This window comes from Caballeronia udeis (assembly GCF_044909315.1).
Lineage (GTDB): Bacteria > Pseudomonadota > Gammaproteobacteria > Burkholderiales > Burkholderiaceae > Caballeronia > Caballeronia udeis_A.
The window spans coordinates 163,849-175,655 of the sequence record NZ_JBIYEB010000009.1; the positions used below are offsets into that span (position 1 = coordinate 163,849).

Below are 11,807 nucleotides of genomic sequence, written 5' to 3' on the forward strand. Positions count from 1 at the left end.
CTCTCAGCCATGAAGCGGAAGACCCGCAGATTGCTGTACTGCCTTGATGACGGACGCATAGTCCTCGCTGTCGAAGCCTAGCGCTGAGGCTTGCAGTAGCAGCTGCGCCACCGCGCCCGTTTGCGGTAGCGGTACCCGCAAGTCCATCCCGGCGTCAAGAATCAGACCGACGTCCTTCCGCATTTGCCCAACTGTGAACGTCGGAGCGAAGTCGTAGTGCTTGATTTGCGCGACCTTGGCTCTCACTACGGGGGCGCCGGCTGCGCTTGCGGCAATCACTTCACACATCGTCGCCCAGTCGAGGCCGGCCTTTTGCCCTAGTGCGAGTGCCTCTGCAAGCAGAGCTGATAGCCCACTGACCATGAGGTTGATTGCGAGCTTCATAACGCGCGCCTCGTCACGAGGGCCGACATGGAACTGTGCCTCCCCCAGGAGTCTGAGCAAAGGCAGCACACGCTGATAGACCTCAAGGGGGCCGGAAGCAATCGTCGTCGATTGCTTTTGTTCCACCATCTGCGGATTACCCGATACGGCCACTCGGAGCCAAGGGATTTGAGCCTCCTGGAACGCTCGTGACACACGCTGTGATGCCGCTAGTGAGACGGTGCTCGTGTCCACGTAGATTTGTTCGGGCTTCATACAGGCCACGATCTCGCTCGCCATGGACTCGAACGCGGCGTCGTGCGGTAGTGAGGTAATCAATACCTTCGCTGAGGCCAGGCCGCTCTCTAGCGTTGGCGCGATCTTCAGGCCCTGCGCCCGGGCGAGATCCCTTCGCTCGGCAGAACTATCGAGTACTGAGAGACGGTGTCCACGACGCTGAATATTGCGGGCAATAGGTAAGCCCATCTTTCCGGCACCAACCAGAAGGATATCCATCTCCTGAATGCCTGCATGGTCGGCAGCTGATTCCGGTGGGCTGCAAACGGGGTTTTCCATGACGTCTCCTTTCATGTCTGTAGATATGGCGCGCGTCGGTGGCAGTGCGCGCTTATGGGGGCCTTGAGCTGTCCTTGACTGTGTCTGGATGCTAGGTGGCGTCTCCAGCGTTCGTCCAACACTTAAATTTTCTCGTACCCATGCATTTTTGTTATCAAGGTCGTAGTGTCCTTCGAGTGCTCAATGCCGCGAGGTTATGAACTTGAAAAGAAAATGGTGTTGGATTTGCTGGCCGCGACTCCCTAGCATTCGGTTACGGACATAGCGTTCCGTCGTTAATTGACTTGAAAGAGGAAAAACATGGACATTACCCCCGAACAAATGGAAGCGACCCGCGTTGCACGTTGGGGCAAGGTCGAACCGTACGGCGTGACCTTCATCGAAAGCCGCCTTCCCGGGTTCGAGAAACGGCTGTATAAGCTCATTAACCGTGGCGTACTGGAGAACAAGGGCGTGCAGCCCGCAATCCAAGGTGCCCACCGCTTCGGCGTCACACTGATTGAGGTGCCGGTCGGCCAGGGCGCCAACTTGCACTCGCACAAGACTGAAGAAGTGTTCTTCCCGCTCAACGGCAAGATGATCGTGGTTTGGGGCGACAAGGGCGAGCACGAGATCGAACTCAACCAATGGGACTGCATCTCCATGCCTGTCGGCGTGATGCGCGGCTTTCGCAATCCGAACGATCATGATCTCGTGATCTACTCTGTGGTTGGTGGGCGAGACGAGGAAGTTGGCCGGATCGAATGGCACCCGGACGTCCTCAAGGCCGCCGAGGAAACCGGGCTCGCCTACGACGAGACCGGTTTCCTGAAGAGCGAAGCCTGAAACGGCAGCCGGAACCAGAACGTATCTGCAGGAGACATGGCGCAATGAAAATAGAATTTCAATCCGGATCGACGGACGAGATGCAACGAACTCCAATTCCCGCGACGCCTGAAGCACTACTAATGGCAGTGCTGGCGTCGAATAAGCGAACCTCGAATCCGCGGCTGCGGGAGATCATGGATGCGTTGCTGCGCCACCTGCATGCGTTCGCGTCGGAGGTCGATCTCAGTTATGCGGAACTCGAGCTAGGGCTCGACTTTCTGGTGCGCATTGGACAAGCGACAGGGCCTGAGAAACACGAAGGTATTCTGTTGGCGGACATCCTGGGCCTTGCGACGTTGGTCGGCCTGATCGATGCGAAGAAGGCACTCGCTTCGGGAGGGACAGAACCGGCGCTGATAGGGCCGTTCTGGCGTGCCAATCAGCCTATCCGGCCGAATGGCGCGCACATTGCGAGTGCCGATACGCCTGGCGATAAGCTGTTTGTGCAGGGACGAGTGCTTTCGTTGGACGGCAAGCCGTTGGCGAATGCGCGCGTGGAGACGTGGCAAGCGTCGCCGGGTGGTCTCTATGAGAACCAGGACCCGGAGCAGGAGGACATGAACCTGCGGGCGCGTTTCCAGACCGACGGGGAGGGACGCTTCTCGTTTCACAGCGTCCGCCCGGCAGGCTATGCCGTACCCGTCGACGGACCGTGTGGCGAGTTGCTTGCGCGACAGCGACGCGACATCATGCGACCGGCCCACTTGCACTTCATCGTGCTGGCCGATGGCTACAAGACATTGGCAACGCAGATCTTTGATGCTGACGATCCGAATGCATATCGAGACGTCGTTTTCGGCGCTGTAGGTTCGCTACTGCAGAGCTTTGAGGCCCGGTCGGACGGCAGCTACACGTTGGATCTCGAACTGCGTCTGGAGCCAGGCACAATGCGCGTGCCGTTGTGCCCGTTGCCGTAACCCATTGCCGCCGCGGGGGCGCGCAGACGCACCTGTATTCTGGATTGTCTGATGACGGTACCTTATCCAAGAGAAGTTGCCGAAATGGTAACGATATTCGCAACATTCAAGCCAAAGACGGGCCTATATCAAGAAGCCTTGTTCGTCCTTCGCGACGTGCTGGAGCCGACCCGGGCAGAGCCCGGCTGTCTACGTTTCGATCTGTTCGCTGGTGAGGATGGACCGACAACGTTGCATTTGTATGAGATTTTCGTGAACGCGGCGGCGATAGATGAGCACCGACGCACACAGCACTACCAGATCTATCGAGCAAGTATTGAGCCTCTGCTTGAGGTGCCGCCCCACGCAATACGGACCGTGGCGTTGGATGTCGTCGTCGGGCACGTTGAGAAGCCGGGCACTGTGTGACCTTGCTGCTGGAAAGGCTATTCGATACCTGGTTGAAACTATTCGATGAGCACTTTGGCCGCGCGGTGACGAACCGGGTCGTATATCGCGTCGTTCCGGGTCGGCAAGACGATATGGACGATTGCTCACGCTGATCGGCCCTCCTGAATGACAATGCCCATCGGCAGCCTGCGCGTGCTGAACGTCCATATCGCAAAGGATGCACACGGCGCTTTCGCCGCCCGGCCAGGAACGCTCGCCCACGATTTCTTCACCAGGTGGACAGACGAGATAGATTTGACCTTTTGTAGGCCTCTTCCATCGATATTCCGGTTCGCCTCACTGAGGCGGGCACGGGATTGACCAACTAGCGAATAAACGGCCGAACCAGGCTTAAGAGCGCGGGTTCACGGCGAGTAGCGCGAAGGCCGCTTGCGGTGACCGCGCTCGCGACGGCCCATGACCCGGACCCCCCGTTTACCGCGCGCCGGCCGCGGCGATGCCGCCCGCGTCTGTCCTTCCACGTTCGGATGGCTTTGTCGAAGCTGCTATCGATGGCCACGTGCCGGTTACCCCCATCAGCCTCGTAACAATGCTTCTTTCTTGAGTGCTTACCCTAATTTATAAATATAAATAAACAATCTATGCTGGTTGCAGGCTGAACGCAACATCAGCTAGTTCGCTCTCGCATACCAACAGGAGACAAGCATGGAGTTGACCCGCCGAAAGTTACTCGTTGTCGCCGGACTTTCCGCCGCCGGCTGGCTGCCGCTACACGCGCTCGCCGCGCTGCCCGCATTGGCGAAGAAGGACAAATACAGAGTCGGCTTTGCGCAAAGCGAAAGCAACAACCCGTGGCGAATCGCACAGACCAGGAGCATGCGTGACGAGGCGGCCAGACTGGGTTATCAGCTCGTCTATACCGATGCTGCCAGCTCTGCTGCCAAACAGGCCGCGGATGTGAATTCGATGATCGCGCAGCGGGTCGACCTGATCTTCCTCACGCCCCGCGAGGACAAGCCCTTGGTGCCCGCCGTGATGAACGCAAAGAAGGCGGGCATCCCCGTCATCCTGCTGGATCGGGACGTGGACCATGCGATGGTCAAGCCGGGTGAGGACTATGTGACGTTCATCGGCTCGGACTTTGTCGAAGAAGGCCGGCGCGTCGCGCAATGGCTGGTCGCCAATGCCGGCGACAAGAGCACCATCATCGAGATCGAGGGCACCGTGGGCTCCTCGCCCGCGAACCACCGCAAGAAGGGCTTCGACGAGGTCATCAAGCAGCACCCGAAGTTCAAGATCGTGGCGTCGCAAAGCGGCGATTTCTCGCGGGACAAGGGCCGCCAAACTGCCCAGACCCTGCTGCAGGCGCACCCTGAGGCCGACGTTATCTACACCCACGCCGACGAGATGACGCTCGGCGCCATCGCGGCCCTCGAAGCCGCCGGGCGCAAGCCGGGCAAGGATGTGCTGTTCGTCTCCATCGACGGCGAGAAGGAGGGCGTGAAGGCAATCCTGGAGGGCAAGCTCGGTTGTTCCTGTGAATGCAACCCGATGTTCGGCCCCAAGGCCTTCGCGACCCTGGCGGCTTACGCGGCCGGCGGGAGCCTGCCGGGCTTCATCAAGAACGACGACCGCTTCTACGACCAGTCGAACGCCAAGGAAGCGCTGGCATGGGCGTATTGACTTCTCGTCCGCCTTCGGTCCGTGAAGGGGCGGCGTACGGTGAGGCCGGCGCTGCACCGCTGCTGGAGATCCGGGGGCTGCAGAAGCGCTACGCCGGCGTGGTGGCGCTGGCCGATGCGCAGTTGCGCATTGGCTATGGCGAAGTGCACGCACTGATGGGGCAGAACGGCGCCGGCAAGTCGACGCTCATCAAGACACTGACCGGCTATGTCCGCCGCGATGGCGGCGACGTGCGCTTCCTGGGCGAGCCCTTCGAAGTGCATTCACCGCAGGAGGCACAGCGGCGCGGCATCAGCACCATCTACCAGGAGATCAACCTCGTGCCGCTGTTGTCGGTGGCGGAGAACATCTGTCTGGGCCGCGCCCCGCGCCGGCGCGGCCTGCTCGACTGGGGCGCCATGCGTACAGAGGCGAAGGCGCTGCTCGGCCGCTTCGGCATCGATATCGACGTGAGCCGGCCGCTGGGCCAGTTCAGCACCGCCGTGCAACAGATGACCGCGATCGCGCGGGCGATTGGCTTTTCGTCGAAGCTCGTCATCATGGACGAACCCACTTCGTCGCTCAACGACGAGGAGGTGGGGCGCCTGTTCGCCGTGGTCCGTCAGCTCAAGGCGGACGGTGTATCAGTGCTCTTCGTCAGCCACAAGCTCGACGAGGTCTATGCAATCAGCGATCGCATCACGATCATGCGTGACGGGCACTGGGTGCATAGCGCGGACGCCCGCGACCTGGACAGGCTGGATCTGGTCTCGCACATGCTGGGGCGCGACATGGCCAGTGCACATGGCAAGACCACGGCCTTTACGCACAGCGCGGGCAGCAGCCCGCGCGACACGCTCCTGCGGGTAGAGTCGATCGGCGCCGACGCCTTGGCGCGCGATGTGAGCTTCGACCTGCGCCGCGGCGAGATCCTCGGCATGGCCGGCCTGCTCGGGTCCGGGCGCTCTGAAACGGCGCGTCTCGTGTTCGGCGCCGACACTCCCGCGCAGGGCTCGATGCAGTTCGGCGGTGCGTCCTACAGTCCGCACTCGGTTGCCGACGCAGTGGCCGTCGGCATGGGCTTTTGCACTGAGGATCGCAAGGTCGAGGGCATCTTCCCGGAGATGAGTGTGGCCGACAACATCACGATCTGCGTGCTGGCGAAGATGGGCTGCGGTGGCTTGCTCGACGAGCAGCGCCTGAGCGAGCTCTCGCGCACGCTGATCGAGCAGCTTGGCATCAAGTGCAGCTCGCCGGCTCAGAAAATTCGCGAGCTGTCCGGTGGCAACCAGCAAAAGGTGCTGCTGGCGCGCTGGATCGCGACGCAGCCCAGGCTGCTGATCCTCGACGAGCCCACGCGCGGTATCGACATCGGCGCCAAGGCGGAGATCCAGCGCCTGATCCGCGGCCTCGTTGACGAGGGCCAGTCGGTGCTGATGATCTCCTCCGAACTGGACGAACTGCTGGAGGGCGCCGACCGCATCGTGGTGCTGCGCGACGGCCGGAGCGTCGCGCACCTTGAGGGCGCTGGCATCAGCCGCGCGGCTATCGTGGAGGCGATGGCGCACGGCCGCCCGGCTTCTGTTGAGGGAACAATGCAATGACGAAGGCTTCCTCCACGCTCGCGCCAACCGGCGGCCGCACTGCAAGCGGGCTCGCCTGGTGCTCGCGCTACGGCGCGCTGGCAGCCTTCGGCGTGCTGCTGGCGCTCAACATCGCGATCACACCGTACTTCCTGTCGCTGCAGACGCTGAACATCAACCTCACCCAGGTGTGCACGATCATCATCGTGGCGGTCGGCATGAATCTGGTGATCGCCACCGGCGGTATTGACCTGTCGGTGGGATCGCTGATGGCGATCTCCGGGGTGCTGGCGCCGATGATCTTCCTCGGCCAGGTCGTGCCTGTCGGCAACACCGCGCTGGCCGTGGCCCTCGCGATCGTAGCGGCGATTGGCGTGGCGGGGCTGCTCGGGTTGTTCAACGGATGGCTGGTGTCGCGTTTCGGCATCCAGCCCATCGTCGCCACGCTGATCCTGTTCATCGCCGGGCGTGGCATTGCCCAGGTGCTGGTCGACGGCAACCTGCAGACCTTTTCGGTGCCGCAGTTCGCATGGATCGGCCAGGGTTCCCTGCTCGGCATCCCGACCCAGGCCTTTGTCATGGCGGTCATTGTCGCCGCGGCCCTGTGGGCCATGCGCCGCACGCGCTTCGGCCGCTACGTGCTCGCCGTCGGCGGCAACGAGCGGGCCGCGTCGATGGCGGCCCTCCCGGTACGCCGTATCAAGCTCGCCGTGTATGCGATCTCCGGCCTGTGTGCTGGTGTCGCTGGACTAGTGGTGATCGCCATCAATTCCGCCAGTGACGCCAACCAGATCGGCCTGGGCACTGAACTCGATGCCATAGCCGCTGTTGCTGTGGGCGGCAGCTCCCTCGGCGGCGGCCAGGTCCATCTGCTTGGCACTGTGCTGGGCGCGCTGACCATCCAGCTCATCCGCTATACCCTGCTGGCCAATGGTGTCCCGGACGCCGCGGCGCTGGTCGTCAAGGCTGGCGTCATCGCACTGGCGGTGTGGCTGCAACAAGCCCAAAGGAGGACATGATGGAGGCCTCGCGCCTGGAACGTCTTTTCAAGCATGGCGCTACCCTTGCACTGGTCGCCCTGTTCGCCTTCGGCGCCATTCGCTACGACCATTTCCTGTCGCTGTACAACGTGATGAGCGTTTGCCGCACCAACGCGATGTTCGCGCTGGTGTCGCTGGGCATGTGCTTTGTCATCATGACCGGCGGCATCGATCTATCGGTGGGTGCGGTGGCCGCGCTGGCAAGCGTCGCGGCCGCCAAGGCGAGTCCGCTGGGCGTGACGGGGGGCCTGGCGGCTGGTGTCGCGGTGGGGTTCGCGGCCGGCGTCGTCAACGGCCTGCTGGTCACGCGGGCGCGGCTGCTTCCGTTCATCACGACCCTGGTGACCATGCTGGCGGCCAATGGCTGCGCGCTGCTGCTGGCCGGCAACCAGTCGGTCGCGGTGTCTTACACCAGTGGCTTCACCGGCATCGGGCAGGGTGACCTGGGCATCTTTCCAGTCCCGGCGTTGATCGTGGCCGCGCTCTACGCGCTCGGTTCGCTGATACTGCATCGCACCTCGGCCGGCCGCAGTGTGCTGGCCACCGGCGGAGGAGAGGAGGCGTCGCGCCTGATGGGTCTGCGGCCCGATGCGACCAGGTTCGCCGTCTATGCCGCGAGCGGCGCGCTGGCCGGCCTCGCGGGCGTGCTGCTGGCCGCCGGGTCGGGCGCCGGGCAGCCAACCGAAGGCGTGGGCTGGGAACTGTTCGCGATCGCTTCGGTGGTCATTGGCGGCACGCTCCTCACGGGCGGAGCGGGGTCCGTCCTCGCGACGCTTGCTGGCGTCTTGCTGATGGGCACGCTCTTCACCGTCCTCAATTTCGAAAACGGCCTGGGCGTCATCTCGCTGTCGGCGTATTGGCAGAGCGTGATCCGAGGATTGATGCTCCTGGCTGTCGTCGTCCTGCAGGCCACTGTCATGCGGCGCGGTCACAGACACGCAACTTGAAAAATCTGTTGAATTCCCATGCACACGTCACACGAACTTTTTGAATCGATTCTGTCCGAACTAGACCGCTCGGTGCGGCAAATTGCAGATGCCGATATTGATCGGCTCGTCGACCAGATCGCCGGAGCCCGCCACGTCGCGGTTTTTGGCTGCGGGCGCGAAGGCTTGCAGCTCAAAGGCTTTGCCATGCGCCTGTTCCATCTCGGATGCTCGGTGTCCGTGGTGGGAGACATGACAACGCCGGCGATTGGCGCGGGCGACCTGCTGCTCGTCACCGCCGGGCCCGGCGAATTGCCAACGGCTCTGTGCATGACCACGGTGGCACGCAACGCGGGCGCGGCGGTTCTGGCCATCACTGCGCAGCCTTGCGCATCAGTGCCCGCAGCCGCCAGCGAAGTGATCGTCGTTCCGGCCCAGACAATGGCGAGTGATCAGGGCGAAGATGTCTCCATGCTGCCAATGGGCTCGGTCTTTGAGGGCAGCTTGTTCCTGCTTTTCGAGGTTGCGATCCTGCGCCTTCAGGCCAGGCTTGGCGTAAGTGATGCGCAGATGCGTTCGAATCACACGAATCTGGAATGAGCCGGATGGCCGCGGGCGGCGACATGGCGCTACAATCAAACGCTTTCCGATAACCGACCCTTTGCTCATGGCAAGAAGAGCCGCAGACTCGAAAACGGGGGCTCGCGTCGAACCGCAGCCCACGCCCGGCTTGGTCAGACGAAGAGGCCGGCGCGTGACGATGGTTGACGTTGCGCGCGAAGCGGGTTGCTCGCAGGCAACCGTCTCTTTCGTGCTCAATGGGGCCGCCGGCGTGAAAATCTCACCTGAGACCCGCGAAAGAGTCTTGAAGGTGGCACGCGCGATGGGCTACACGGCGTCGACCTTTCGTGCGCTGGAGCAGCCGCAAGTCCAGGTGTCCGCGACGGACGGCGCGATTGGTTTTCTTGTCGATCAGCTCGCGACGAGTCCCGAAGCGGCCATAGCCATCGACAGTGCGCATCAGGAAGCCTGGCGCACCGGTCGCATGTTGGTGTCCGCCCAGACCGGACCCGACGCAGTGATGGAACCAAGGGCGATTGAGACACTGCTGTCGCTTGGGGTGTCGTCGATGATCTACATGACGATCATCACGCGAGAGCTTCAGGCGCACCCGATGCTATACGAGTTGGATATTCCCGTGGTTTTGCTGAACTGCTACACGCAAGATCATGCGTTTGCATCCGTCATTCCGAGTGAAATCGCAGGCGGCCAGACAGCTACCCGTCACCTGATTGAACAGGGGCACCGCCGCATCGGTACGATCATTGGCGAGATGTGGATGGATGCCACGAGCAGTCGCCTGGAAGGCTACCGGCGAGCGTTGGCCACAGCTGACATTCCGTTCGATCCAAACCTCGTTGTGCAGGGCGATTGGTCGACCACCGGAGGCTACGCGGCTACACGAAGCCTGCTCACTTTGAAGCATCCGCCAACCGCCATCTTCTGCCAGAATGACCGCACGGCCTTGGGCTGCTACGACGCGCTGCGCGAGGCAGGTTTGGCCGTACCGGGCGACGTCTCGGTGGTCGGCTATGACGATGAAGAGATTTCGCGTCATCTGCGGCCGAAGCTGACCACGTGCGTCCTCCCGCACCGGGCAATGGGCCGCTGGGCCATCGAGCATCTGCAAGAGTTTGAGAGCAAGCCGCGGGAACGTCAGCGCTATCCGATTACCAAGATCGAATGCAGTCTGGTGCCCCGGGAATCAGTGGCACCTCCGAGTTCGTGAGGACCACGCCCCATCGACGAGCAAACCAACGAGATGTATTGCTGGCGATGGGCGTTGTTACATAAAACGTTTGATCAAGGTCGATGTCAAGGGCGGAGTGCGGCGATGCGTCATCGATCATCAGAGCGTGTCGGCGGGCGCACGCACCCATCCTTCCATCAGCACGCGGGCGCTGCGGCTCATGATGGCCTTGGCGACTTTCCATTGGCCGTCAGCGAGGCTCGCCTCAGCCCCCACGCGCAGCGTGCCCGATGGATGCCCGAAGCGCACGGCGTTGCGCGCTTCGCCGCCGGCAGCCAGACTCACCAGCGTTCCCGGAATTGCCGCCGCCGTGGCGATCGCCACGGCCGCCGTTCCCATCATCGCGTGATGGAGCTTGCCCATTGACATCGCGCGCACGAGAAGATCGACGTCCTCGGCGGCAACCGGTTCGCCGCTGGATGCCATGTAATCGGCCGGCCTCGCGACGAAGGCGATTTTCGGCGTGTGCTCCCGGCTCGCGATCTCGTCAATATGTTTGATCAACCCCATCCGAACCGCGCCATGCGCGCGGATGGTCTCGAACATCGCCAGCGCTTTCGGGTCGCTGTTGATGGCGACCTGTAGTTCAGTGCCCTTGTATCCGATCGCGTCAGCATTCAGGAAAATGGTCGGGATTCCTGCGTTTATCATCGTGACCTTGAACGTGCCGATGCTCGGAACGTTGAGATCGTCGACGAGATTGCCCGTGGGAAACATCGCGCCGCTCGTGCCGTCTTCCTCGCCGGCGGGGTCCATGAAATCGAGTTGCACTTTGGCAGCCGGGAAGCTCACGCCGTCGAGTTCGAAGTCGCCTGTTTCCTCTACGACGCCGTTCGTGATCGGTACGTGCGCGATGATCGTCTTGCCGATATTGGCCTGCCAGATACGCACGGTAGCCACGCCGTCATCCGGCACGCGGTCGGGTTCGATCAGTCCGTTGCTGATCGCGAACGGCCCGACAGCGGCGGAAAGATTGCCGCAATTGCCGCTCCAGTCGACAAATGCCCGGTCGATGGCGACCTGACCGAACAGATAATCGACGTCATGATCGGCCTTGCTGCTCTTGGAAACGATCACCGTCTTGCTAGTGCTCGACGTCGCGCCGCCCATGCCATCTATTTGCTTGCCGTAGGGGTCAGGGCTGCCAATCACGCGCAAGAGCAGCGCGTCGCGCGCCGCGCCCGGCACGCGGGCGGCTTCGGGCAAATCCTGCAGGCGAAAGAACACGCCTTTGCTCGTCCCGCCACGCATGTAGGTCGCGGGAATCCTTATCTGGGGTGCGTGGGCCATGAAAATGTCATCCTCGTTTTATTCGGTGAAGCCAGCGGTACGCCTCGACCGCGTTTACCGATGCACCGAACGTTTCTGCTCCGTCGATCGCAACGTTGTGCGGTTCGCGATGGGTTTGGAAGAGCGATCCAGCCTTCATCTTGCCGTATTCGGGCACGATCCCGTCGAGGAGCGTCGGGTTTGCGCAGGTGGCACGCTGGGCGATCAGGCGATCGTCTGGCGTGTGACTTGAAGTCCTCTTCCGGCAGGCCTATCTTCGTGAGCTACTAGCCTGCGGCACTGCTTGAACAATCAATGCGGCCAGATCCGCTTAGACATTCTTCTGAGCGTTCAACACCCGCTTGAGCATCGGATCAGGCTGCGCTTGCGAGACCACAGCGGGT

Annotated in this window: 12 protein-coding genes; 10 read left to right on the top strand and 2 right to left on the bottom strand. The window is 62.2% G+C overall.

Annotated features, from left to right (window positions below; all coding sequences use genetic code 11):
- Nucleotides 1-3 precede the first annotated feature (3 nt).
- Nucleotides 4-939, bottom strand: a complete 936-nt coding sequence (locus ABH944_RS16860; RefSeq protein ID WP_404609267.1) for an NAD(P)-dependent oxidoreductase — start codon at nt 937-939, stop codon at nt 4-6.
- Nucleotides 940-1,239: 300 nt separating this feature from the next.
- Between ABH944_RS16860 and ABH944_RS16865 the strand changes: the two genes are divergently transcribed.
- From ABH944_RS16865 to ABH944_RS16905, 9 genes are all read left to right on the top strand, one after another.
- On the top strand, nt 1,240-1,764 hold the full coding sequence (locus tag ABH944_RS16865; RefSeq protein WP_404609269.1) for a cupin domain-containing protein: 525 nt from the start codon (nt 1,240-1,242) through the stop codon (nt 1,762-1,764).
- A 44-nt stretch (nt 1,765-1,808) separates the two neighbouring features.
- Nucleotides 1,809-2,723: a dioxygenase family protein gene (locus ABH944_RS16870; protein ID WP_404609270.1), complete on the top strand. Its 915-nt coding sequence runs from the start codon at nt 1,809-1,811 to the stop codon at nt 2,721-2,723.
- Nucleotides 2,724-2,774: 51 nt separating this feature from the next.
- Nucleotides 2,775-3,131, top strand: a complete 357-nt coding sequence (locus tag ABH944_RS16875) for a putative quinol monooxygenase (RefSeq protein WP_404609271.1) — start codon at nt 2,775-2,777, stop codon at nt 3,129-3,131.
- A 687-nt stretch (nt 3,132-3,818) separates the two neighbouring features.
- Nucleotides 3,819-4,796: an ABC transporter substrate-binding protein gene (locus ABH944_RS16880; RefSeq protein ID WP_404609273.1), complete on the top strand. Its 978-nt coding sequence runs from the start codon at nt 3,819-3,821 to the stop codon at nt 4,794-4,796.
- Complete coding sequence (locus ABH944_RS16885) at nt 4,784-6,379, top strand: sugar ABC transporter ATP-binding protein (RefSeq protein WP_404609275.1); 1,596 nt, start codon at nt 4,784-4,786, stop codon at nt 6,377-6,379. The genes ABH944_RS16880 and ABH944_RS16885 overlap by 13 nt, the downstream gene beginning before the upstream one ends.
- Nucleotides 6,376-7,377 carry an ABC transporter permease gene (locus ABH944_RS16890; protein ID WP_404609277.1) on the top strand — a complete coding sequence of 334 codons (1,002 nt, stop codon included), beginning with the start codon at nt 6,376-6,378 and terminating at the stop codon, nt 7,375-7,377. Before ABH944_RS16885 ends, ABH944_RS16890 begins: the two co-directional genes overlap by 4 nt.
- Nucleotides 7,374-8,345 carry an ABC transporter permease gene (locus ABH944_RS16895; RefSeq protein ID WP_404609278.1) on the top strand — a complete coding sequence of 324 codons (972 nt, stop codon included), beginning with the start codon at nt 7,374-7,376 and terminating at the stop codon, nt 8,343-8,345. The genes ABH944_RS16890 and ABH944_RS16895 overlap by 4 nt, the downstream gene beginning before the upstream one ends.
- 18 nt (nt 8,346-8,363) lie before the next feature.
- Nucleotides 8,364-8,924 carry a 6-phospho-3-hexuloisomerase gene (gene hxlB, locus ABH944_RS16900; protein WP_404609280.1) on the top strand — a complete coding sequence of 187 codons (561 nt, stop codon included), beginning with the start codon at nt 8,364-8,366 and terminating at the stop codon, nt 8,922-8,924.
- Nucleotides 8,925-9,084: 160 nt separating this feature from the next.
- Nucleotides 9,085-10,113: a LacI family DNA-binding transcriptional regulator gene (locus tag ABH944_RS16905; RefSeq protein ID WP_404609441.1), complete on the top strand. Its 1,029-nt coding sequence runs from the start codon at nt 9,085-9,087 to the stop codon at nt 10,111-10,113.
- A 120-nt stretch (nt 10,114-10,233) separates the two neighbouring features.
- On the opposite strand, the gene prpF is transcribed toward ABH944_RS16905, so the two are convergent.
- Nucleotides 10,234-11,424: a 2-methylaconitate cis-trans isomerase PrpF gene (gene prpF / locus ABH944_RS16910; RefSeq protein WP_404609282.1), complete on the bottom strand. Its 1,191-nt coding sequence runs from the start codon at nt 11,422-11,424 to the stop codon at nt 10,234-10,236.
- Here prpF and ABH944_RS16915 point away from each other — a divergent pair.
- Nucleotides 11,423-11,656, top strand: coding sequence for a hypothetical protein (locus ABH944_RS16915; protein ID WP_404609284.1), 234 nt, complete (start codon nt 11,423-11,425; stop codon nt 11,654-11,656). The genes prpF and ABH944_RS16915 overlap by 2 nt on opposite strands.
- Nucleotides 11,657-11,807 lie beyond the last annotated feature (151 nt).

Bases quoted from the DNA above. Each gene is read 5' to 3' on its own strand.
- ABH944_RS16860 (WP_404609267.1), bottom strand. From the start codon at position 939: ATGGAAAACCCCGTTTGCAGCCCACCGGAATCAGCTGCCGACCATGCA.
- ABH944_RS16865 (WP_404609269.1), top strand. From the start codon at position 1,240: ATGGACATTACCCCCGAACAAATGGAAGCGACCCGCGTTGCACGTTGG.
- ABH944_RS16870 (WP_404609270.1), top strand. From the start codon at position 1,809: ATGAAAATAGAATTTCAATCCGGATCGACGGACGAGATGCAACGAACT.
- ABH944_RS16875 (WP_404609271.1), top strand. From the start codon at position 2,775: ATGACGGTACCTTATCCAAGAGAAGTTGCCGAAATGGTAACGATATTC.
- ABH944_RS16880 (WP_404609273.1), top strand. From the start codon at position 3,819: ATGGAGTTGACCCGCCGAAAGTTACTCGTTGTCGCCGGACTTTCCGCC.
- ABH944_RS16885 (WP_404609275.1), top strand. From the start codon at position 4,784: ATGGGCGTATTGACTTCTCGTCCGCCTTCGGTCCGTGAAGGGGCGGCG.
- ABH944_RS16890 (WP_404609277.1), top strand. From the start codon at position 6,376: ATGACGAAGGCTTCCTCCACGCTCGCGCCAACCGGCGGCCGCACTGCA.
- ABH944_RS16895 (WP_404609278.1), top strand. From the start codon at position 7,374: ATGATGGAGGCCTCGCGCCTGGAACGTCTTTTCAAGCATGGCGCTACC.
- hxlB (WP_404609280.1), top strand. From the start codon at position 8,364: ATGCACACGTCACACGAACTTTTTGAATCGATTCTGTCCGAACTAGAC.
- ABH944_RS16905 (WP_404609441.1), top strand. From the start codon at position 9,085: ATGGTTGACGTTGCGCGCGAAGCGGGTTGCTCGCAGGCAACCGTCTCT.
- ABH944_RS16915 (WP_404609284.1), top strand. From the start codon at position 11,423: ATGAAAATGTCATCCTCGTTTTATTCGGTGAAGCCAGCGGTACGCCTC.
- prpF (WP_404609282.1), bottom strand. From the start codon at position 11,424: ATGGCCCACGCACCCCAGATAAGGATTCCCGCGACCTACATGCGTGGC.